The organism is Psychrobacillus sp. NPDC093180, assembly GCF_044754065.1.
Taxonomy (GTDB): Bacteria; Bacillota; Bacilli; order Bacillales_A; family Planococcaceae; genus Psychrobacillus.
Genome location: NZ_JBIVOJ010000008.1, coordinates 54,020 through 78,073, shown reverse-complemented (window position 1 = coordinate 78,073; position 24,054 = coordinate 54,020). Strand labels below are relative to the sequence as shown.

19 protein-coding genes and 1 pseudogene are annotated in these 24,054 nt (G+C 34.4%); 7 read left to right on the top strand and 13 right to left on the bottom strand.

All coding sequences use genetic code 11. The features are described 5' to 3' along the window. Nucleotides 1-34: 34 nt before the first annotated feature. Entirely contained in the window at nt 35-1,195 is a 1,161-nt protein-coding gene (locus ACIP9W_RS13300) for a TerD family protein (protein WP_400790159.1), read from the bottom strand. A gap of 142 nt (nt 1,196-1,337) precedes the next feature. Between ACIP9W_RS13300 and ACIP9W_RS13295 the strand changes: the two genes are divergently transcribed. The 4 genes from ACIP9W_RS13295 to ACIP9W_RS13280 all read left to right on the top strand — a co-directional run bounded on the left by ACIP9W_RS13295 (nt 1,338) and on the right by ACIP9W_RS13280 (nt 5,040). Next, complete coding sequence (locus ACIP9W_RS13295; RefSeq protein ID WP_400790157.1) at nt 1,338-1,664, top strand: phosphoribosyl-ATP pyrophosphohydrolase; 327 nt, start codon at nt 1,338-1,340, stop codon at nt 1,662-1,664. Continuing rightward, nucleotides 1,657-4,107, top strand: coding sequence for a DEAD/DEAH box helicase family protein (locus ACIP9W_RS13290; RefSeq protein WP_400790155.1), 2,451 nt, complete (start codon nt 1,657-1,659; stop codon nt 4,105-4,107). The genes ACIP9W_RS13295 and ACIP9W_RS13290 overlap by 8 nt, the downstream gene beginning before the upstream one ends. Nucleotides 4,108-4,155: 48 nt before the next feature. Beyond that, nucleotides 4,156-4,737, top strand: a complete 582-nt coding sequence (locus ACIP9W_RS13285) for a GIY-YIG nuclease family protein (protein WP_400790152.1) — start codon at nt 4,156-4,158, stop codon at nt 4,735-4,737. Nucleotides 4,738-4,848: 111 nt separating this feature from the next. Then, complete coding sequence (locus ACIP9W_RS13280; protein ID WP_400790150.1) at nt 4,849-5,040, top strand: DUF4357 domain-containing protein; 192 nt, start codon at nt 4,849-4,851, stop codon at nt 5,038-5,040. 92 nt (nt 5,041-5,132) lie between these two features. Here ACIP9W_RS13280 and ACIP9W_RS13275 read toward each other — a convergent pair whose 3' ends face one another. From ACIP9W_RS13275 to ACIP9W_RS13255, 5 genes and pseudogenes are all read right to left on the bottom strand, one after another. Further along, nucleotides 5,133-5,801 carry a hypothetical protein gene (locus tag ACIP9W_RS13275; RefSeq protein ID WP_400790148.1) on the bottom strand — a complete coding sequence of 223 codons (669 nt, stop codon included), beginning with the start codon at nt 5,799-5,801 and terminating at the stop codon, nt 5,133-5,135. Then, nucleotides 5,782-6,792 carry a PP2C family serine/threonine-protein phosphatase gene (locus ACIP9W_RS13270; protein WP_400790145.1) on the bottom strand — a complete coding sequence of 337 codons (1,011 nt, stop codon included), beginning with the start codon at nt 6,790-6,792 and terminating at the stop codon, nt 5,782-5,784. Before ACIP9W_RS13270 ends, ACIP9W_RS13275 begins: the two co-directional genes overlap by 20 nt. A gap of 18 nt (nt 6,793-6,810) precedes the next feature. Continuing rightward, a complete protein-coding gene (locus ACIP9W_RS13265) occupies nt 6,811-7,578 on the bottom strand; it encodes a vWA domain-containing protein (RefSeq protein WP_400790143.1) in 768 nt (255 codons plus the stop codon). Then, nucleotides 7,560-7,841, bottom strand: a pseudogene (locus ACIP9W_RS13260) (CFI-box-CTERM domain-containing protein); the annotation flags it as partial. The pseudogene ACIP9W_RS13260 and the gene ACIP9W_RS13265, both read right to left, overlap by 19 nt. Before the next feature lie 50 nt (nt 7,842-7,891). Then, nucleotides 7,892-10,129 (bottom strand): protein kinase domain-containing protein, encoded by a 2,238-nt coding sequence (locus tag ACIP9W_RS13255; protein ID WP_400790141.1) that lies wholly within the window; start codon nt 10,127-10,129, stop codon nt 7,892-7,894. Between the two features lie 555 nt (nt 10,130-10,684). Between ACIP9W_RS13255 and ACIP9W_RS13250 the strand changes: the two genes are divergently transcribed. The 3 genes from ACIP9W_RS13250 (at nt 10,685) to ACIP9W_RS13240 (ending at nt 11,899) form a co-directional block, all read left to right on the top strand. Then, nucleotides 10,685-10,843: a hypothetical protein gene (locus tag ACIP9W_RS13250; protein WP_400790138.1), complete on the top strand. Its 159-nt coding sequence runs from the start codon at nt 10,685-10,687 to the stop codon at nt 10,841-10,843. Further along, a complete protein-coding gene (locus ACIP9W_RS13245; protein ID WP_400790136.1) occupies nt 10,836-11,048 on the top strand; it encodes a hypothetical protein in 213 nt (70 codons plus the stop codon). The genes ACIP9W_RS13250 and ACIP9W_RS13245 overlap by 8 nt, the downstream gene beginning before the upstream one ends. A gap of 95 nt (nt 11,049-11,143) precedes the next feature. Continuing rightward, complete coding sequence (locus ACIP9W_RS13240) at nt 11,144-11,899, top strand: IS3 family transposase (RefSeq protein WP_400790521.1); 756 nt, start codon at nt 11,144-11,146, stop codon at nt 11,897-11,899. Between the two features lie 262 nt (nt 11,900-12,161). On the opposite strand, the gene ACIP9W_RS13235 is transcribed toward ACIP9W_RS13240, so the two are convergent. From ACIP9W_RS13235 to ACIP9W_RS13205, 7 genes are all read right to left on the bottom strand, one after another. Beyond that, the gene (locus ACIP9W_RS13235) at nt 12,162-14,366 is read right to left on the bottom strand and encodes a Z1 domain-containing protein (RefSeq protein ID WP_400790133.1); all 2,205 of its coding nucleotides are present in this window, start codon (nt 14,364-14,366) and stop codon (nt 12,162-12,164) included. Further along, entirely contained in the window at nt 14,367-16,226 is a 1,860-nt protein-coding gene (locus ACIP9W_RS13230) for an N-6 DNA methylase (RefSeq protein ID WP_400790131.1), read from the bottom strand. Nucleotides 16,227-16,340: 114 nt separating this feature from the next. After that, entirely contained in the window at nt 16,341-17,120 is a 780-nt protein-coding gene (locus ACIP9W_RS13225; RefSeq protein ID WP_400790129.1) for a hypothetical protein, read from the bottom strand. Nucleotides 17,121-17,302: 182 nt separating this feature from the next. Continuing rightward, nucleotides 17,303-18,271 carry a hypothetical protein gene (locus ACIP9W_RS13220; RefSeq protein WP_400790127.1) on the bottom strand — a complete coding sequence of 323 codons (969 nt, stop codon included), beginning with the start codon at nt 18,269-18,271 and terminating at the stop codon, nt 17,303-17,305. 230 nt (nt 18,272-18,501) lie between these two features. After that, the gene (locus ACIP9W_RS13215; protein ID WP_400790124.1) at nt 18,502-20,190 is read right to left on the bottom strand and encodes a DUF2357 domain-containing protein; all 1,689 of its coding nucleotides are present in this window, start codon (nt 20,188-20,190) and stop codon (nt 18,502-18,504) included. Further along, nucleotides 20,174-22,123, bottom strand: a complete 1,950-nt coding sequence (locus tag ACIP9W_RS13210) for an McrB family protein (protein ID WP_400790122.1) — start codon at nt 22,121-22,123, stop codon at nt 20,174-20,176. Before ACIP9W_RS13210 ends, ACIP9W_RS13215 begins: the two co-directional genes overlap by 17 nt. Beyond that, entirely contained in the window at nt 22,113-23,138 is a 1,026-nt protein-coding gene (locus tag ACIP9W_RS13205) for a hypothetical protein (protein ID WP_400790119.1), read from the bottom strand. The genes ACIP9W_RS13210 and ACIP9W_RS13205 overlap by 11 nt, the downstream gene beginning before the upstream one ends. Nucleotides 23,139-24,054 lie beyond the last annotated feature (916 nt).

Sequence of the window (24,054 nt, the reverse complement as noted above, 5' to 3'; positions counted from 1 at the left end):
CCAGCTTTTATATTTCTATTAGGTTATTAAAATATTATTTGAACTCAATTACTCCCCGGTCCATCTCAAATAAGCCATCTGCATATAGCTCAGGCGAGCGTTCGGAACCAGATTTTGAATACCGCTCTACGTGACTGACGCTAATATTATTAGCATCTGTAAAATCAATATGCGCAATCGCCACCCAATAGGCAAAATGATTTTTCTCATATAATGGACTAGTTATCCGTTGACCCATTTGATTGTCCACAACAGCCTGTGCCTTCATACTTTTAAAACTGCCAAAACCATTGCTAACTGCACTATAAGATGCAAACAACACATATTTTAACTTGGAAGGATCATGAATCACAATGGTTTCTTTCCCAGCCGCCCTACTGTCTCCATCTAACGTAATATATGGCTCACTACTAGCATTGCCCATCGAACGATAGTAAACTTTCCCGCTTTTACCGTTCTTCAATACATAAAAGCAATATAAATCTAAGTCTTTTTTAGCTTTCGCCCACTCTAAAGTCGCCACAATTTTATTGGACTTAGCGATTGATACGGATTCCTTTTTCTTCAAATTTATATTCATTTTCTGAAGGTTTGGCTTTGGCTTTTCTTCAATCGGTGCTTCTACAGGAGGAATAACATCATTTTGTATATCACTCGTGCTATCTTCCATCTCTAAACCATAGTTTAAGCATAATGCCTCCAATCCCCCATTAAATCCACTACTAATTACACTAAACTTCCACTGTCCTTGATGCCTATACAGCTCCCCGACAACGATTGCCGTCTCTTGTCGTAAATCATCACCAAAAGCATAAGTGTATAGAGTAGCCCCTGTACCAGCGTCTCTTATAAGAAGCTCTAATTTGTCTACTTCCTGAAAACGTAAATTTTGTGCGTCCCCTTCATGAACAGACAAGGAAATAGCTATTTTTTCAATTGTTTCTGGCACTGCATTCAATTGAACAAAAATCGAACCATCTAAAGGTGTTTGTTTTGCATAACTAACTGATTGATCTGGACTATTTGGTTGTCCATAAAAGATAAAGTGTTCATCTTTCTCACAGCGATTGTCAGCCTTCAATAAGAAAGAAGAAATATCGAGCTCCAATTGCTTTTTCGGTGTCGACCACCGCACAAAACATTCTAGTTGCGTTACATTTTCTAATTTAACCTTTTGCCCACGTTGGATCTGCATGAAAACACCCCTTTGGATTAGTACCTACATTATACAAGATATGCAATTTTTTCTGTATTAAATATAACAAACAGCTTGCACAGAGCTCTCCTTTCAAATAATCCTAATTTTCTCTATAATAATAGAAAAAGGAGGATGTCCAATGCCAGTTTACAATAAACTAGTACGCGATCTAATACCACAAGTCATCGAAAAATCAGGTAGCAAATTCACTACCCGCACACTCGATCCTTCCGAACACTTAACGGAAATAAAGAGAAAGCTTTATGAAGAAGTACAGGAATTCCAAGAAACGGCGAATAACCAAGATGCACTAGAGGAACTAGCCGACATTTTGGAACTAATTCATGCAGCACTTCCTATTCATGAGGCAACTTATGGAGATTTAGAGAGAATCCGCATTGCTAAGAAAGAAAAGCGTGGTGGATTTGAGGAAGGGATTTATTTGATAGAGGTTGAGGATGAATAAGTTACGGCTTATTACGTCGAATCTCATTCAGGACTTAACCAAGCTTTCCGCCGATGCAACAAGTATTTACTGGGTAACTGCTTTTGCTATGAATTCTGGCGTTAAGCTAGTGCTTCCTACATTAAAGGAAGCACTAAATAGAAATACAGAACTAAAAATATTAGTCGGTGATTACTTATATATCACGCAACCCCAAGCATTAGAATTGCTACTACAAGAGCTACCTGGGGCAGAAATCCGATTACATAAAAGCAGCGGTATCTCCTTCCACCCGAAGGCTTATTTGTTCCGCTCAGAAATAAACAACCATTTAATCGTAGGGTCGTCCAACCTATCTGCTTCTGCACTGCAAAGAGGTATTGAATGGAATCTATACGCACCTGCAGAAGTGAGCGGCACTGTGTTCGAGGAAGCAACGGATGAATTTATGAAGCTGTTTTATGCGAAAAATACCATTCCGTTGAATAAAGAAACACTTGAATCCTATGCTAACGCCTATAAAACGGCAAACCTAACAGTTCCATTAAGTGAGAAATGGTCTGAATCAGAGGAACAGGAAGTGATGTTTGGTCCTACTTCTTCCGAATCTACTATCCATGAACAAGCAGAACCCTACATTACAGAAACGACCAAGCTCACTCCACGTCCAGCACAGGTTTTGGCGTTAGAGGCATTGCAGGAAACAATGCAAGATGAATATGACAAAGCACTCGTCGTTCTAGCGACTGGGCTTGGTAAGACCTATTTAGCAGCTTTTTTCGCTGAGCAATTTAAACGAGTATTATTTGTTGCGCACCGAGAAGAAATACTAAACCAAGCCAAAGCTTCTTTCCTGCATGTGCACCCTACTAAAACAGCAGGCCTATACAATGCTATTGAGAAAAATAAGGATGCCGACTTTGTTTTTGCATCTATTCATACGCTTTCTCAAAAATATCACTTAGAGCAATTTAACTCAGAAGCCTTTGATCTAATAGTAATTGATGAGTTTCATCATGCAGCTGCTCCAAGCTATGAACGAGTAATAGACTATTTTACTCCTAATTTTCTATTAGGTATTACCGCAACACCTGACCGTTTAGATAACAAAGACGTCTTTAGCATCTGTGATGGAAATGTAGCAATCCGCATTCACTTTATCGATGCTATTCAACGGAACTGGCTTGCTCCCTTCCACTATTATGGAATCTATGATGACACTGATTACTCGCAAATTCGTTGGATTGGGACTGGCTACGACGAAGAAGAATTATCTCGTGTTCAATTAAGAGAAGAAATGGCCGAGAAAATATTACAAGCTTGGATAGAGCGGAAACAAACAAGAACAATCGGCTTCTGTTCCACTGTAAGACAAGCTAACTTTCTAAGTAATTACTTTGCAAATGCTGGCTATCGTTCTATAGCTTTGAGTGGAACTACACCAAGAAATGAACGAATGAATGCTAGAAAACGTTTAGAATCCGGCCAACTCGATATCATCTTTACTGTAGATCTATTCAATGAAGGAGTAGACATTCCGACTGTCGACACCCTCCTATTTGCACGTCCTACTGAATCGATTGCAGTATTCACGCAACAAATTGGACGAGGATTGCGACTAGCTGAAGGGAAATCACACTGCGTCATCATTGACTTAATTGGTAACTATCGAAATGCAGATACGAAACTAACAGTATTCACTCCAGATTCAACTGAAAAAGTCGCCTTAAAAACAATTCAAACTACCTTACCTAGTATCTGTACATTTCATCTAGAGACAGAAATTATCGACTTAATGAAAGAAATAGCTAGGAAAGCAGCGTCCCATAAACAGCGAATTATTTATGAATACTTCAGATTGAAAGAAGAAATGGGAACACGACCAACCTACCTCGACTATCATTTGAAATCAGGAATCATCGCTTCCAATGTCAGAAAGGAATTTGGTTCCTATGTGGGAATGTTGAAAGAGGCTGGAGAATTGAATGTTCAGGAAGTAGAAGCTTTTGATTTGTATAAGGATTGGATCGAAGAAGTTGAAAAAACAGCTATGACGAAAAGCTATAAAATGGTGTTGCTGAAATATATGCTGTCTCGGGGTGAAGATTATTGGTTTGAACCAGTGAAAGCGGAGGAAGTTGCTCCCTTCTTTATTGAGTACTTAACTGCTAAGGAATACAGACGGAAGGTTGATGTCATTGATACTGATTTGAAAAAGGTTGCTTCTCTTATTGAGCGGATGCCTATGACCAAGTGGAGTAGATCATCAAAGGGGAAGAATGCTTTTGTAGATGGAGAGTTTTCTTTGAATTTTGATGTTGTGGAATCTCTTAATAAGATTGTTTTTGAATGGACGAAGGAGATTTGTGGGTTTAGATTGCATTGGTATTTTGAGAAAAAAGCAGAGAAAGTATTAACAGAACTAGCTTGTCCTACTTCTAATTCATCTGTTGCTCGCAGTTAACAACAGAATTTTACAAACACTAAAATGACTGGATTAGGAGGCACGACAATGAAAAGAAGTAGAGCAAAAACAATTCAAATTTTTCTTCCCGATGGAAATCCAGGAGGAGTTAAATTTGTAGAAGTAACGAATAGAACTGTTCAAGCTATTTTAATACCACGTAGTTTATTAAGTACGGTAAAAAATAGACCAGAAGTTCAAAATGTCGCACTTTATTTTTTATTCGGTAACAATGATGAAGATACTAGAACCGAGGCATACATAGGGGAAGCCGAAGTTGGTTACGATAGATTAAAACAACATAATGTAGGAAAAGACTTTTGGGATGTTGCGGTACTAGTCGTGACCAACAATAGTCAAAATTCATTCACAAAATCGGACGTGAAACTTTTAGAGCATTTGGCTTTTACTGAAGCGATGGTTGCTGGCCGAAATGCTATTAATCAAACCATCCCTACAAATCCTTTTATTCCAGAATGGAGAAGGGAAGACTTATTTGATATCTTTGAAACCATTAGTCTGTTGCTGGGTACAGTCGGATATCCCCTATTTGAGAGTTATAGAGGTACTCAAAAGGATAGAACACTTGAGACTAATGACGGACGAACTATTTTACTGTTCTCGTCGTGATTCAGAAGCTTTTGGTAAATGGACAGAAGACGGTTTTATAGTATATCAAGGTTCTAAAATGTCTAGTGAATCATCTCCTGGATTTGAATCAAGATTAGATAAGATAATGAAATGATTCAACAACTTTTAAATGACGGAGTATTGGGAAAAGAAAACGACAGGTATATATTTCTAAAGGATCAACCATTTAAAACTCCATCCGCTGCTTCTAGCTTTGTACTGCAAAGTGCTTCAAACGGTTGGACAGATTGGAAAGATAAAAGCGGGAGAACATTAGATGAATTGAAAAGAAAGCAGCTATAATAGCTGCTTCCTTTCTATTCTATAAACATCACACTTCTCAGTGTTTATCGTAGCGCAGCAAACAAAATACTGTAGTCTCTTAAACAAGCATATTATTTCAGATACTGTTGGGCTTCATTTATACATTTGAATAGTTCCGTATTCCCTAATGGAGCATCAGGATGAATAAGCTTCAAGAGTGGTCTACAAGTTTGTCGTATCTGACTTGTAGAATATTGTTCTTTTGGATTAAGACCCAGCATTAATAAATATTCTGCTCTTTTCGTTACAACAAATCCTGATGTTGGAATATTTGTTGCTTCAAAAACTCCGAGCATCAGTTTAGATAGCTTTTTTTGACTTTCAATCCAATATTCCTCTTTAAATACTATAAATTCACTTAATTTATATCCCCATGATTTTTGAGCTGTTATCGTTGCAACTAAAACACGTAAAAACATAAAAATATAAAGTTGCATTTGTTCATTTTCCCAATAATTACTTACACGTAGCTGTTCAACAAGTCGTAAACAATCTGTCAGAGTTCGAATGTTTGTAACTTCAAACTCTATATTATCAAGATGCATATTCACTTTCATGAAATAATTATCGGTTTTATTAAATTCAACAGTAATGATTTGTTCACCATATTTAAAATGGAATACTTCACTTCCAATTATATATACTTTGACATCATTTAAAGTTATTTGTACTACCGTACCTAGTAATTGAATATGCTGGAACCTTGGATTAGTTATTTTTTTACTTGTTATACTCATCATATGTACCCTCGAAAGTTAAATGATACTTTTGTTTTTTTAGCACAACTATTCCTAGTGACTTCAATAGGTTTATAGCTTGCTTTATATATTTTGGTTTTATGTACATTATTTTTCCTAGTTGCTTTAAAGTAAGCGGCTTAGCTAAATGAAAAACAATGCTATCTAGCTTTTTTATCGAACAATGCTTTAGCTCCGAAAAAGATGAAAGTAAATACTTTCGCTCCTCTTCACTTAAGCTGATATAGACATTCTCATTATTATTTACTGCAGTCATTGCAACAAACGAGCAATCATCAGATGTTCTTTGCTTTACAAATTGTTCGAAGCTTTCTTCAAGCATCGCATTCATCTCTGTTTCAGACGTAAATTTTGACTGTAAGCAAATCTTCTTTATAATATCCGAAAATTTATTTTGTTGTTTGGAATAAAAACTCGCTGCCGTTCCGTCAGAAAGTAAAAAGTACGAGGTAAACTTTTTGCTATTACTACTTTTAAAAATTTTCAAGCGACTAGATGCTTGCGAAGACGTCACAAAATAAGTTGCATTCGCATATTCGCCATTTGAAGCTGAAGAAATGGATACCAACTCTCCATCCTTCATCGCGCCAATCTCGCCATCTCCTAGATGGAAAATCAACACTTTTTCATTTTTAATCGCTACACATAATAAAGTTGAAGCAAACTCATTCACTTCTTCATTATGAAAATCGGCAAGCTGATGTAACACATCTAATAATTGCTCAATAATAAAAGTTTGTGCATCTGTAATTTGCTCTAAAGCAAACAAATAATCAAAATGCTCATTTAATGCATGACAAATCGTTTCAACAACCGTTTGCGCACCAAAATGAGATAATTTCGCACTCCCAGCACCATCTGCAAGAGCGATCACATTCACCTTGTCACTTAAGTGAAACACTTTATCTTGAACAGGAATATCATGTTTTAAATGGCTTCTACCTTGAACCGCAGTACCAATCATTTTCCACATAGTGTGCCCCCCAAAAAATTAAATTTCTCCCCAAGTTTTAATTCCCTCAACATTAAGTTGAATTTTATCACCAGGCATTGATTGTGAAACCGTTGATACAGATTGGCTTAACCATTCGAAGAATTCTTTAAAGTTCGTTCCTTTCAATCGTAGTGGTGGTCTTGTTGGGGAGAAACTTGCTAAAACATCCATATCTGCTTCATTACCAATACCAATTGGAAATACAGTAAGCTTACGGTTATTTACTAATTCCGTTGCACGATTAATTGCTCGTTGCAACTCATAATCATCTCCATTTGGCTCTCCATCTGTCATCAGAACAAGCCAAGGCTGAAAATAATCTACCCCTGCTTCTTTATATTCATTTTTTCGTTCTTCTAATAAATCTAGTGCTAAGTTAACACCTTCACCTAGTTGCGTAATACCATCCGCCTCTAATTCTGGGGGGGCTGGTTGCACATCAATTGTCGCATAGTCTGTTAATGTACGAACACTTGAATCAAATGTAACAACACAAATTTCAGCACCAAAACGTGCAACTTCATCTTCTGCAATCGCTTCATAGAAATGGTTGACTCCCTCTTGAAGCTCTTGTAATGCTGAAATACCACCTTCTACAATATTCCATTGCTTACCATCCTGGTAAACTTTGCGACCTGTATCGATTGTTGTTCCACCAACAACACGTAACATTGAAGAACTTGTATCTAAACATAAGCAAATTGGAATTCTTGGAGAAGGATTATCTAATAAATCTTCCATGCGCATTAATTGATTTTTTTCCATTGAATATCATCTCCTATAAGTAGTTGTAATGTTTCTATCATATCCATGTACAGTCGCTTACACGGTTCCATTTCATTACGCTCAATTAGTCTTATACATGGCTCTATTACCTCATGCATTAACCATTCACAAATTTCAGCGTATCTTACACTCAATTTTAACTTTTCAACAATTGTTGGTGCAATATCATAATAATGTGCGATTAGTGTTTCTCCATCTGGTTGCTTCGCTAGCCATTGGTCTCGATAACTTCGCAACGTTACAAGTTCATGACAATTATCTGGTAAATCATAGTACTCACAAGCTACTGTCGTTAAGAAGCACCAAGTTGATTTTTTAGGGGTTGATGGTGTCGAACTTTTTGGTACAGTATATGGTGGTGGAGTAAACGTCGGCTTATTAAACGTATATCCATTTTGGTTATTTTTACGACAACATTGACAACGCTTCGGATAATCATAGCCTTTATTATCGTAAATTCTTTATCCTTGTATGTTAATGAAAATTCAACATAGCATGAAGTACATGTAATACGTTTAAATGTACTATTCATATACGAATTACAATCCCGACAATATTTAAAACGATTATTTAAATTTCGAACATGTTTCTCGAAATTTGTAAATACTAGTTCCTTATCACAGCGCGCACAATAATATTCTTCCCCTTTATTTAAACAACTGCGGCAAATGCCCTGATTTAAGGTTCCTTTGTAAAACGACTGTCGACAAATTTTACATTCTTTTAATTTATCTTTTGCATCACCAATTACTTTAAAGCGGTTCGGATAAATTTCATTCGCAATCTCATCTTGTTCGATTAACTTTCCAGAGTTTAATTCCTGATAATATTTTCTCATTACCTTTTGCCAATCAGTTGCAGTCAGTCTTGTTTTTTCCTCGGAATGTAGCTCTCCTTTTTGAAACGTCTCGTAAAACGCTTTTTTCGTACTGTATGATAGATTGCTCCAAATATATCTCCATTGTCCTTTAGGTGTATTATCCGCACGTTCTTCCTTAAAAGTGTAAGGAAAGTCCATACCTCTAATATTATTCGCATTCGTTTCTCCACCAGTCTGACTGTAAGGAGACTTACCTAAAAATAAAATGCTAAACATTAGCGTTGCAACAGCAAAGTGTTCATTCCCAAATGTCCTTAAAAAATCTTTATAGTTCTTCCCTTGAATTTCTGGAGCGGTAAAATTATCAGTACCTACAGGACAAGGAAATCCCTCTACTTGAAAACTATCAACATCTACAAAATAAACTTTCTTCGAAGAAACTACCAATATATTAAATGGATTAATATCCCCTAAAATAATATTTCGGCTATGTAAATACACTATTTTATCAAGAATAGTTAAGCATAGCTCAACTAAATCTTTTCGCTTCCATTCTGGATTACGCATTTCAAAAACTTTTTTAGGAACGAATAAGAAGTGACGCAATTCTTTTCCTTCTGCTTGTGGCATTGTATAACCAACAAATTCATTTTTATCATTAAACAAAAGCGTTTTAGGATAACATACCCCCTCATATTCTATTTTGTTACTAATCATTAGTTCTAATTTATCAAATTTTTCTTTTGTAATTTTTTCTTTCTTATAGATTTTAGCAACAATCCCCAATTCACTAGTGGAATAAACGCTACCTTCTCCACCTTTACCAATTTCTTTTATTAACTTTACAGGTCGTTTCCGCACATCATAAACAACCGTATTTTCCACTATGTTTGTCGAATAACTCATCACTTCATTAGAGTAGGAAACTACTTTAGTTGCTAAATTAAATTTTTTTTCCATAGAATGCCTCGGCGATCTATTGGACTTTGAGCCATCATCCTTCTCCTTTTGTTCATATTCTGTACGAATTCGTTGAAAATAGCCAAATCGATTCACTTTTTGTACAAATACTTTCTTTCCATTTACAGATTTAGATTCATTCAACTGTAAAATATCTTTCCCTAAATTAATATCATTTGTAATAAGTAAAACGGATTTATTTACACGCAGGCGGGTAATTTGCATTTGGAAAACATTATCTGCAAAATTATCGAGTTTATCGTCCCCAAAAAGCTCTAATAAATTTTGTTTTTGTAATTTAACCAAGAATTTTAACACATCAATCGACCTTGCAGAAAGTTCTGGATTGTTAATATTTTTTTGATGCTTTTGTAATTCTTCATAGGCTTTAAGAGGTAAAATTATTTTTTGATTATATTTTAATAATGCATCCTTCAAATTTTTCAAAAAATTTATACTCGATTGTTGTAGCAATGAGCTTGTATCAATCAAGATAACCTCTGTATTCTTAACGACAAAATCCATATACCCTTTAGATTTATCTTCTTTTTCCTTTTTAGGAGGAGGCGATGGTGGTTTAGAGAATTCATTGTTCTTTTTCGTCCATTCATAAATAACCTTCAATTCATTTTCTGTTAAATCAGTGCCAGATTCATACTTTTTATTTATAAATAAATTCTCTATTAAAAAAATTAATTGAGAGTCTGATATCTTTAATTGATAAGCCAGTTGGTGTACTTTTAATCCCATTATATCCTCCCTCTATCTCAATAGAACTTTACTCAATCACTTGTAGTTACTGATCTATAAAACTCAACCAAACTGAATAATATTCCATCCATTAGTGTTGCATCATAAAAATTACTCCTTTATCAAATAAAGTCATATTCCCCCTCAATATAACATGATTTTCTTTTGACCAAAGAGAAGTTTTAAATGATTAATATTGTATGAAAACTTTTTTCATTTCCATCTCATAAAAACAGCACTTTATATATATTCATTCTTATACTGAAAGAAAGTGAACCTGAATTATCCATAACCTTCACCCTAATAAAACCACCAATCCCTGTAAATTATACATTAAAATATTAGAGAAGGGTATAAATGTTTTGAGTATATACGACTACTCGCACAAGGGTTATTAGAGACCATAATCCCTATCCTCATTATCGACACCTATTATGATTGGTGCATCAAAAAGCTTGCTTTGTTATCCATCCGTCAATTCCCCCCTCTGTTAGGATAGATGTCGTACGAGGCTGACGTGGTATGATAAAGTAAATTACACGGAGGTCGATCGAGATGACAAGAAAAAAAGGAACACGTTATACGGAAGAACAAAAAGCAGAAATCATTAAGCGCATGATGCCACCAAATAATGAAGCGGTGGCGAAAATCTCCAAAGAAGAAGGAAAAAAAAGGCCCAAGCGATTTTGGGGGACGACGAGGACGAATGATTGACCCGGCAAATCGCGAACTAGCCGTTAAATTAATACAAGAAGCCAATCAAAATGGGGCACGATTAGCGAAGGCTTGTCAGGAGCTCCATATAAGCGTTCGTACCTATGAACGCTGGGTGGCGGATGGTGGTGTGAAGGTGGATCAGCGTCCACTGACGAAACGTCCCGTTCCTAAAAATAAACTGTCACCGGAAGAAAGGGACTAAATTATCACCGGTGTAAAGCAAACAGAGTACGTGGATTTACCGCCCACACAAATCGTCCCGAAGCTGGCGGATAAAGGAATCTATCTGGCCTCCGAATCAACTATCTATCGAGTCGAGTATTAAAAGAAGAAAAAATGCAAGATCACCGAGGACGTAGTGCAAAGCCACAGCGAAGAATCCCAGAAAGTCATCTAGCAATGGCTCCCAATCAAGTATGGACATGGGATATTACCTGGCTTGGTGGGCCTGTAAAAGGTTTATTTTATCGACTCTATCTGATCCTAGACTTGTTTAGTAGAAAGGTAGTCGGGTGGGAAGTATGGGAAACAGAAGAAGCAAAATATGCGGAAGCACTCGTGCAAAAAGCCGTAATCCAGGAAAAAATTAAAGGCGCACCACTTGTCTTACATTCCGACAATGGTAGCCCGATGAAAGCTGCGACATTCCTCGTGTTACTGGAAAAACTGGGGATTCAAAGTTCCTTTTCAAGACCACGTGTGAGTAATGATAATCCATATTCAGAAGCGATGTTTCGAACGCTCAAATATCGCCCTGACTTCCCACATCAGGGGTTTGGAACGCTAGAGGAAGCAAGGAAGTGGTCCGCGCAATTCGTCCATTGGTACAATGAAGTTCATTTACACAGTGGGCTCAATTATGTAACCCCCGTGCAATGTCATACGGGAGCGCACGTCGCGATACTAGAAAATCGAAAAGATGTGTACGAAACAGCTAAAGAGAAGCATCCAGAGCGATGGACACGCGAAACTAGAAACTGGGCACCGCATGAACAAGTAGCGCTCAATCCCATGCGAGAAGGAGCTCAAAAAGAGGTTTTGGTTAAACCGTAATCGCCCCTTTACTCTGTTGGTTGGAATGGAAAGAACGCTCTTCCTTTCCATTCCAATCAACAGGCCAGCAAGCGCAGCGCGGTAGCTTTGACTGAATGAGGGGTTAAAAGATAATAAGAACATGTATTTTTAAAATACTAGACTAGCTAAATGCGACAACTATATTGACAACGACCGCTAATAAAACTGTGTAAAAATGATTAAAATATATATTAAAACACTTTAATTAATTATATCCAATTGTAAATCTTCTATTTAGTATTTATTTAATTGAACGATTTGCAAAAACTGTTGGAACTGTATTTCCAGGTGCTACTAACACTGGCCAATAGAAAGGTGTGCCTCTCCATCCTTTTTCCTCATTCCCCTGCTGTTTCGTTAAAATAAGTGCTGGGCAATCATATGCAATTGATTTCGCTATATTAAGTTCATTCTTTGCTCCAGATGCTGTATCAGGGGCATCTTCAAAACGACCTGTAGAACGTCTAAAACGAGCAATGTCACGATTTTCCCTAATAATTAGCCATGCCTTCCCATTAAACCTCGTTTTGTTCTCTTTTGACATGTAGTTAATTAAAGATTTATACATATCTAAGTCCCACTCATAACCTTCTTCCATCACTAGTGTTTCATAAATCTCCCCTAGAAGAGTAATACATTTGCTCATATCTGTTAAGAAACAGAGCTTGTCATTTTCATGGAATTCTGTAGCATCTGCTAGTAAAGATGCAACCTGTGCATCAATTTTCTTAATTTTAGGTTCCATCTTTGTTTTAGACAGTGTATTGAAACCAACTGGTACTAATCGCTTAAAGGGCTTTAGCATATTAACACTTGAGAGCATAATCTTATTTGGACTACATGGTAGAATCTGATTTTCTGGATCTTTTTGGATAAATACCACTTCTCCGTCGTTGGCACCCTTCTCAAATGCATTTCGTAATTCTGTATCAAACTCATGCATACGATGCATCACATTATAAATTTTTTGAGTTGTATAGAATCGTGTGACAGCTACATCCTCTAATGGTCTAGCACCGTACATTCGAGAGTGTTGTAAAACCGTATCTTGCTGGAACTTTTGTGGGTTTCGCCCATAATAAAACCCAATTAAATTACCAATTGTAATACCACGATCTAAAATTTGGCCGCCAATAAATATATTAAGGGGTGTTCTAAGTTTTAATTGACCCGATTTATCTAATAGATTATTCACATCTTTTTCTGAATTCACAACCTCAATTAGTAATTCTTGTTGCACTAATGACTCACACACTTTGTTAAATAATTCTTCAAATTCAGGGAAATAAGCTCCTTCAACTTGGGAACGTGAGATGTCTTCATAAGCTGTTTCTAGCAGTTCCTGAAAAATAGGATCATTATTATTCATCGCCTCTACAAGTTTAGCTTCAATCTCAAGTACAATATCCTCTTGCCATTGATGAGCTATTTTTGAAGTCATTGTGTGCATAATAAATGCATACTTATCTTGTTTTTCCCCATTTTCAACTCGTTGTAGGTTACGAATACACCCACCTACAATAAAATTGACTAAAGCAGAGCGTATACCTTCATATCTATTACTCGTTAAAAGTGTCTCAGATTTTACACGTCTTTTATCACTTTTTTTCAAAATATCTAATTCATTTTCATCAATCTCATGATATAAAAAGCTTGCCATATGACCTTCAATTTGTGATTTTTCAAAGTACATTTCACCACCAACATATTTATCATGCACTGGAACTAATTCAGTAAAAGCAGGGCGTTTAGGTTGATAAAATTTATGTTCATTTACTGTCATATCTTCTGGTTGTAGATACAGAGAATATGGTGTAGCAGTTACCTGCAAGTAAGATGTATCCCTAATTTCAGTGCGTAAATGATCAATTTGCCCTGCTATTACTTTCAAGTCAATGATGTTTTTTTCTTTATTATTTTCATATGCTACTGAAGCAAAGTCTGCTTCATCATCAACAAATAGAATTTTTCGTTCACTTAACATTGGATATGTATTAAATAATGCCTTCTCAAGACGTTCCATATTTTTCTTTTCCTTTTTTAATACAATAACCATCTTTTTATTAAGTTCATAGTTCCGAAGATTTCCAGGCATAAACATGATATCATACACGGCCATTTCATCATTCTCGATAACTTCTTCAAACTCGTTTTCAAGACGTTCATAAGTTTGTTTTGTTAATGCATTTGAGTTTTTAGTTAGTACAATTACTAAATCATAACCGTTATCAAAAGCCAATGACATTATACCAATAAATGTTCTTGTTTTACCTGATTGAATCTTTCCTAAAAGCATTCCTGGTTTGTTCGATGTAGTTGAAACTTCCATTAATTTACGCACTGTATTGTTAATTGTTTTTTGTGTATCTAAATCATAGTTATTTTTCGACTTCAAACTATTGTAAAAAGTTCCTGTTAATTTAAGTTGATCTAATTGAATTTGCATTTAATCTTCCCCCTGTTTATATAATGAATAAGTATTCACTAAGCCCATTTCATTAAAACTATCTAATTTCAACCGTTTTAAACGCGTTTGTAATGATTCTATTTCCAATTGAATTTCTTTTTGTTGAACTTTATATAACTCAACAATCTCAGATTGCTTTTCAACTGATAACACTGGAACAGCTAAAGCCTCAACTTCTTTAATCGGTAAGTTCATAACAGTTGAGCCAGTCAGTTTTGAGTTAAAGATGAATTGAACAGTTGGTGATTCAAAGTACATCTTTAAAAAATCTGGATCTAAATCACGACCGCAACGAATACCTACGAAATTTTGCGATAATAATACGTCATCACGTTCTTGCTCAAATACTGCTATTTTCAAACTTTGCCCACGGATGGAAAGTATGACATCGCCTTTTTGTATACGGTAATTATCGACTTTTGTACGTTCTTCTACTTTGTAATATGTAAGTCCGTCATAATCGATTTCATCTTTTTCGACATCCGCTATTTTCAGAACTGCATATGGACCATTTTCTTCGATATTACGTGGCAACGCATTATATCCTCTATATAGGGTAGCAAGTTTTTTCAATGGCACAGCGTTCAACTCATCAAAGGCAGACAAATTAAATTTGACCTTACCATATTCTTTAAAATCCATCTGTGTTTCAAATATATAATAACTGGGTAGGACCTGAGCATCCTTTAAATCGGAATTTGCAATTAAGCGACTAATTTGCGCTACTTCTTCACCTGATGTTAATCCTCGTTTAATTAATTTCATTGCTGCCTCTGTTAGGACTTTTGTTCGTGCGGGTCCTATCTCTGTTAAGTTTTCTGCATTAATCATCATAATTTGCTTTTGAAGGTTGCCTGGTTTGTTCTTATTAAATAGAACAAGTGCTGTACTAATACCTGTATACGGTGCAAGTAACCCAGCCGGCAATTCAATAACTGCTTCAATGATGTCCGCATAAAGGAATCGTTCACGAATTTTTTGATCAGCTCCACCACGGTATAAGACACCTGTCGGGACGAGGAAAGCTGCCTTTCCATCATCTTTTAATGCATTCAACCCGCTAATTACATAACCAAAGTCTAAATTTGCTTTTGATGGCTTTCCAAAGTAGTTAAATCGGCCAAATGAGTCGGACTCGATTGCTTTCTCTTGCTCTTCATTAATTTTAGCTCCAAATGGCGGTGTCATATAAATAAAATTGAATTGCTTAAGTTGATTTCCTTCGGTGAACCGTGGCTTACTAATTACGTCACCATATGCTAATTGCACATTTATGTTACGCATGTAAAAGCGTAATTCTGCTAGCATAAATGAATGGTTATCTAGTCCTTGACCGTAGAATATGACATCCTCGTTCAATTCCATCAAATCTGTTGTAGCCAATCCTAAAACCATTGCGGGGCTGTGGAGTGTACTGTTTGCCGGCATATTGAAATAATGTGAAACAATTTCTGTCACTTGATGTGGAACAGTGATCGTTCCTTTTGGTGTTTGATTTACATGTGAAATAAGTTGATCAACTAGCGTTACTTGTGATGTTTCCTCTAGGGCTTCTGCATGCAACATGAAGAAGTCTGTTAATTCTCCAAAAGAAAGTTGGTTCATTGCAAATCCTAATGAGCTTGTTAACTCGTTTTTGGTCTCCTCGGTTAAAGGAAGTTGTGAGGCTTCTTTTAGCAGAACGTCTTTCAAATTCATCTTCTCAGCTAACAACCGTAACTTAGATGCATGCCCCTTACTAATTGCTAAAATTCCAACAGACAAATCACGAGTTTGTTCAGTCGTCATAGAGTTTCTTCCAAAATTCAATATTTTCCACACTAATTTTTCTGCAACCACATTAAATCCCCCTCTAATTTATATAATTTCCGATATTATAAACTAGTATAACAAATACTAACTTGAGAGTTTTTAAAAAATAAATCAATCTTTTTCGAATTGATTTGCCTCTAATTATTTCGTTTTCACTGCTTGATCATACATCCAAGATTCAAGCAGTTCGTATTGTCCATTCTGCACGAGTTTTCTTGATTCTAAATGGTGTTTTGAGAAAGTAAGCTTTTTCATTTTTCGAATTTCTACTGCGTACTTCTCTAATACTTCAGCCATTTTCAGTGTGTCTTGATGAATCAATGATTGGTTCCACTCTAAATTATCTGTCGCACGAAGTTCAGCTTGAGTAAAACCTTGATATACAACTTTCCAAGTATAGTTTAGCTTTAAATCACTCATGTACTTTTGCTGTATTACTTTAAACCATGCACCATAAAATGCACCTGACAATTGGAATCTTGGTGAATTTTTCGAATGTCCATTACAACCTGAAAATGTTTTAATCCCCGCTAAGTTTGCTGCTTTCACAAATCGTGCCATATTGTACTCTAAGTCCAGTGCATCAACTCTCATACCATATCGCTTAGAAGTAAAGTATCTCCATGTTGCATGTCGCTCTTCAAATCTTACACGAAACGGTGCTCCACCGAAATTGAAGATTTTATTAAAAATGCTAACAGGCAATTTGTTGACTAAAATTTCTACTGAACAATCAGACATCACCATGAACGGAATCCCAAGTCGATTTAATATTTGTGATACCTGTGCCTGATCCCCTCTTGCACTAGCTTTTGTAAAGGCAATCGCACCATTTACTTCTTCCACAAAAAATCCACGAGCTTTTAATGCTTCCACAACCTTACTTGTTGCTGACATTACTTTAAGATTTACATAACTCATTAATACCCTCTCCTTTGAGTTCAGTTTCGTTTGTGTATGACTAACTTATTCTTTATGTAAGTGTAATACACAAAGTTAGTATTGTAAATAGTAAAATAAAATATTTTTATTAAGAATGGAAATACCTAATGGATTTCGGGGAATGTTATCCTCTGGCTTCACTTACTATTTACACGTCTTCCTTACCATTCTTCCTCATTATATTTATATCCATCTGCATCCAAACCACTTAAATTATCATGCATACCTATTTGACTCCATTTTTGCAAATATCTCTCTTGATGTTCAAGTAACTGCCTCATATTTGTAATATGGCGAGCCTTTAAAAAGCGTTTATTCTTTTCATTATCCCATAAATTTGTAAACACTTTATCTGATGGTGCAAAATAAGGAGAATTCTTTTTAGTTGTATCTTGCTGATAACAACCTTCTATTTTTTTTAACTCTTTAATTGCCTTTAACTTTGTTGAAGATCCACTTATATAGGTCAATAATTGATACATTTGCTCACTATTTATCCACTCGGGGGTATTTGACGCATTTATAACCTCAATTACTTCTTTCCTTTGTTTGGTAGTATCAAAAATTTCTTTAAATTTCTTTCGTACTTCATCTGGACGGGAATAGAATAGGAACTTGGCGTTATTCCAATTATTATTTAATAAATATTCAATTCCTTGATCGTGGTAACCTATTGGGCTTATGTATTGAAAATAGAGTTTAAGCTTGAGCATTTCGTCGAAAGTATCTTCTGTTATTAAATCGGATTCGTTCATTTTCGTTGAGTTGTAAAGCATGAATTGACCTTTATATTGTCCTCTTAATATTTGAACGACACCAAGGCCGAATAGAATGGCTACTGATACGTTAATTTTATCTTTTAGTAAGTAGAATGTTGGGTTCTCTACATCTGGAGTCGGACTAATGTCTAGTGGATATGGTTCCAAATCTCTCAGTAACTTTTTCATTTCTTGAAAGTGATTTTCTTTGATTCGCGCAATTTGAAAATAATTTAAACTATCTATTTTGTACCATTCATCTATTGAAAAGAACTCTAAATCGTCATCCATTGTCAGATAAGATACGATTTCATAGTCCAATCCCACCTTTAATCCTTCTGCATTAATAATTTCTTGTATGAATTTCAACATTTTAATTCCTCCTATTCAGAATACTGTTCCGCTTTAATGTCGCAAAAAATTCCATTTTTATTTCACCTACATATATAAAGGTACATGGAGAATGCAAAATCACACGTTTTTATTATTTTTAACAAGGGCAGATTAAAAGCCAGAAACCTTTTAAAACTGTTTCTGGCTTTGTAGTCTAGGCTTAAACAGAGAGCATGACCTAACGTTATCTTTTTAATATATTGTCTTATTTATCTTTCAATCAATTCATTTATTCTCTTAATCAATAACTTTTCAAAATGACCTCTATCTTTTCCTGGCGTTAAATCGATTAAACGGATGTCATAATCATTTAATTCATATTGTTGGCTGCTTTGATCATAGTTTTGAGGATAGACTGCCCATGCCTCCAATACGGGATATCTATCTATTTCTCTACTATATTTCCCATTTAGAACAAGCGTGTTTGTTTTCATTCCTTCGGCGTAGGAAACCAATTGTTTCATAACCTTCGTTGCTTCTTTGTCCTCACTTAGAAGTTGATCATCCCAGAGCGCATATCTTTTTCTGTATTTGAAATCGATGACTAAAGAACCCTTGTATGAACCATCTTTCCAAACATCTATTCTGCAATCTGGTCTATTGTGATTAAGATTATATAATGTGCGATTAGCACCAACGTTTTCCTTTGCTTTCGGTAATATTTCATCATAATAAATCCGTAAAATAATGTTCTCTTTTTGCAGTTCTATAAAATCGTGCTCGCCAGACTTAGGAACGATAATATCATCTAATTTTTTTCGATTTAACTTAAACCAATTTTTTATTAAAAGAAAACTTTCGGTTTTCATTAGCGACTCTATTAACTTTAAATAACCCCATATTTCATATAATACATCTGTACGTTTGTAATGAAATTGCATAGAAGAGCCCGTGTATATTTCTGCTTCTTCATTTCTTAAATATCGATAAACCTTATAAAAAACATTATAACTACCTATTGTTAAAAAGACCATTGGAACAGGATTGGAGAATTCTTTTTTTAACCCTAGCATCCATTTTTCATTTAAAAATTGTTGAACGTAAAAATGTAAATCATTAACTTCTTTTATTAATTCAATATACTTTTCTTCTCTTTGAATTTCGCATATTTTTTTCATTTCTATTACATATTTTAAAATTGTAGAGATAAAATACTTCAACCAGCTATTTTCATTCGTTTGATAAGTAATCATAGACTGGGGAGCTTGAATCGTTGACTGCTGTTCAGGATGTGTAATTAAATATTTCATCGATCGATGATCGATTCTTTTTGCTTTTGCTCTGTGAACGACAGGGTATGTTTTTTTTACTGTATACCTTCGGTTTTTAGAAATGGTAAGTAATCCGTTTATGATTTTATTTTTATTACTCAGGATATATGTATATTTATCCGCCATCTTGGACCCAAAAAGTTCAAGTGCTTGGTGATAATAGATACTTCGTCTCTCCGAAAAGTCCATTGACAAACCTTTCAAAAAAAGTTCAATGTCTGAAACCATTAATTGATGCTGATCTTCGTCAACTTGTTTTGATAAAACGTTTAGTCTTGCATTATATTCTTCACCATTAGGGCTTACTACTGTTAAAAAGTATGTGCCCGGTATATAAGGATATTGAGAATTTTTTGCATCAAAATCATATAAAACATAAGGAGTAGTAGATGGTTTTACAAAACTACCTTTCAAATCATCAAACACTCTGTAATCAGGTAAATGATCAATACCATCCATATATAACTTATAACCTTCTGGAGCCTCAAAAGAAATCATTAGATTCATATTCTCTATTAGTGTCATTGCATCTTTCAAATAGTTAGGATTTGATTGTTCATAAAAATACTCACAAACAATCTCTTTCCTATTATTCTCAATAAACTTCACACTAAATTGTGTATCCATGTCTTGAAAGCTCCTTGGATTTATTCAGTAACTCATGTCTTGTACGAGAAAACTCAGACACTAATGAATATTTAGTTAAAATTTCAACAATTTGGGAATGAATAATTTCATCTATTTCAGGTTCATAGCTACCTATTAAAGATTTCATAACTTCCTCTGACCCACGTAGTTTCGGTAGAACTCTCTGAACAATTTGAATATCTATTGCATCTCCACGTGTAATCGGACATTCTTTTAAGGAACTTAGATTTTTTACATAACGATCAATATGTTTTACAATACGTGGTCCAATACCCATACTATCTGATACTTTATTTAAAAGAAGATGAAATTCCCATAAAAGTTCGAGTTCTGTTGGGGATAAAGTAATTTTCTTATCATAATTAATAAACTCATTAATATCATAAGAAGGTTTATGAATCTCAGGTTTGTCCGTAATTTTTTCATTATACGTTAATAAATTGGTAAATGGCTCAACCTTTAGTTGAATCATATTGCAACGATCTAAAACTTTATCGCTAAAATGATGGGTACTTTCATCGAAGTTTACTGTTCCAGTAAAAATTACATTGTCTCCAATCAATAATTCTGGAGTATAATCAGCACCATTATAAAATTTGTTTTGTAAATCTGAATTATACAATCTTAGACGTCTTTTTCCTTTTTCCATTTCTAATACAGACAAAAATTGAGAAAAATAATGTTCCACTTTAGCTAAATTCATTTCATCAAAGCAAACTAAAAATGTTTCTGTAGGATATTTTTGAGCCTCAATGAGTAATTTTACCAATCCACTATCTGCAGCACGATAGACATTATTAATAATATCTGGATAACCTACCAAATCCGAATCATCTGCCCATGTGGGAGAAACTGGCACCATCAAAAACTTATCAGAATCTAAATTGAGTGCCTTCTGATATGCGTTTACCAATTGAGATTTTCCAGTCCCGCTCATTCCTGCAAGTATTACAAGTCCGCTGGCCTTCACAGCAGTATGGAAATTATAAAGATCCTCTAAATTATAACCAAGCATCATCTTTTTTGTTTCAGCAATAAACTGCAACATAAAAGTTTCCTCTATGTTATCTATTACATTACTAGTGTTTTTATCAGCAATTGTTTTCTCTAGTGAATTGGTTTCACCTAATTGTTGTTCTTTTTTTATTTGACCTTCCCCTAAGGCTGTTATAGATCTATCTTGAAGAATCTCCATGATTGCATGTTCTAGATCAACAGAAATGAATGCCACATCTTTAAAGAAATATATTTCTTTTACCAACTCTTCCGGTAATGCTACATGTTTTAATCCACCATTCGAGTTAGTAAAACTAAATCCTCCATGTGCATACTGATGGCTTTCAAATTCTCCAAATACTAGGTACTGACCTTTTTTATTTTTATATAAGACAAACCTAGGCGTATCATCTGGTTCTTGTGAAACATACTCATTGCGTCCTATGTATTTCCCTTGCTTTAATTGTTGAACAAATTCTTCTTGAGTAAAATCCTGTTCAGACTTTTTCTCATCCTCCTCAGTAAACAGAGGAATTGGGAAAAAACTCATTTGTTCAGTGAAAGATGATTTTTTGTATAAAAGGTTAATATTTTTCGCTCTATAAAATTCATCAGTGGAAGTGGATCTTTTTTCAATTTGAAAAACAACTAAATTATCCTCTAAGAAATTCTCCAAACTATGTATTCTGCGATCACTTTCGAAAAACTCATCTTCGAAACCGTGTTGCTTTAATTCACTACCATAACTTGTAATATCTTTTTGACTATTCGGAAAACTATGAGGAGGAGTAGACAAAATTTTAATATAGAATTGCAAATCTTTATTATTATTTACAAATATATTTCTCCCAGAATAATGACTAGTTTCATTAGTTAATACGCCTATAACATATGGACTCCAGACTTTATTTAACATTCGATAAATCCTCCAACTCTTGTTTCAAATTAGGAAATGCTTCTATTTTGACTGTTTTATTTTTAATTTCTTTGGTTGCATTATTTTCGAACTCACTCTCCAAAAATCTCCAAGTAAGTAAGTATATATGTTCAAAGTCATTTACACGATCAATTACTATAGAAAGTTCTTCAAGTTCGAATATTTCAATTTGAAATTGTTCATTTTTTAAGATTCCTTTATTTTTCGGGTTGCCCAAAAATGCAATTTTTTTCATTTTACTTTTTGGTTCAGCAGAAATTGTTTTTTTATCTTCTTTCTTTTTTGCTTCTTCTTTTAATCGATCATTTTCATTTTTTAGAAAATCAATTTCTTTTATTATTTGCGCTTTCTCTTGTTCTTCTTGTGTTAATCTTTTATTTAATAGAAATATTTCTTGTTGTTTTGATGATAGTTTCTCTTTCATTTCTTTTTTCAACTCGACTAGTTGCTTTTGTGTTTGGGAGTTTTCATTAATTAGTTTCGTAATTTTTTGATTGAATCTCTTTTCTTTTCTTGTAGTTAATTCATTATTTTTTTCTTCATTTCTTTGTTGCTCCGTTTCTTTAATTTCTGTTTTCTTATCAGTGGTATCATTGATATTTTTAGGAATTTCTTCACTTTGTTCATACAATTCCATTGCTTCTTCAAAGTGATTTTGTAAATATAATGCTAAAGCTAATTCTTTTGTAGGAGCATTATCAATTTCTGCTTTTTCAAAAATATCATCTTTAGATAAATCTTTCATTTCCAACTCCATTGACCAATTAAACGGTGGTACACTCATCCTGTCTCTCAATTTGACTCTTGCGGCTTTTGCCAAAAGTTTATTTATCAAAAATATTTTTGGAAGTTTGGTTCCTCTTCTGATCGTTTTTTCTACTCCTACTGAAAATAGTAGTACCGACAATTGATCCGGATTTAAATCTTCTATCATCCATTCTATAAAAGGTTTATCAACCATCTGTTCAAGCTGTTCTGTCGTATATTTTTTCAATTGCAATTCCATCCTTTTCCTTCTCTCTTTGCTCTAAATTTAATATTCGATAATGTTCGCTATATATTTCGGTCCGCTCCTATCTTTAACAAGTAAAATTCATTACTTTATTTTGTAAATATTTAGAGTAATTTACCCTGATTCTATATTACCATCAATTTAACAATTAAGTAGACAGTAAATTACAAAATTTTTGGTTTTCCTCAATCATCTAGGAATATTTCTTCTTACTAGATCTCTAGTTAATATTTCTGACAAGGTCATGAATTTAGTATAATTGACATGGTTGTCCTTTAATTCCACCACAGGGAAATTTCTTACGTAATCGAAAAAATAATTACGCTCCCTGTGTTAGGCACAACTTAGACACTATTTAGTATTGTTTTCGAGTTGTGCCTTACACAGGGTAGCTAAGACAAAATAGTAAGAGCCTGTAAAAGTTGTACTATAAATTCCAGAAACTCTTTAACATGTATTATATTTCCTATATTCACACTACTTAATTACTATTCAGAATTGTTTAAAAACCGTATTTTACAAAGGAGCCTTTATATCGACTTGTGTTACAAGTAGAAGCTGATTATAAAAAAATACTAAAATTGTTTCTTCGGCAGCTTTTGTAGAAATATTAATCAATATGGCTATTTTTTTATGCTACTATCAGTTCTGGAGTAATCTGTAAGTAAAAGGATTATGCAATAAAGCTACGGAAGTTGAAAATTTGACATAATTTGATTAAGGTTAATATTGTTTCTTTTTTTTAACCTATCATTGGATCTTTTACATATTTCAATAACTTTTAACACCCCATAGATTGTGATGGTGAAGTACCAATAAACATTTGAAAATAATAGTCCTTCTGCTCACTAGCCATTAGTGTTCAATAAGTCTTGCGAATAATTCCATCTCCAACAGC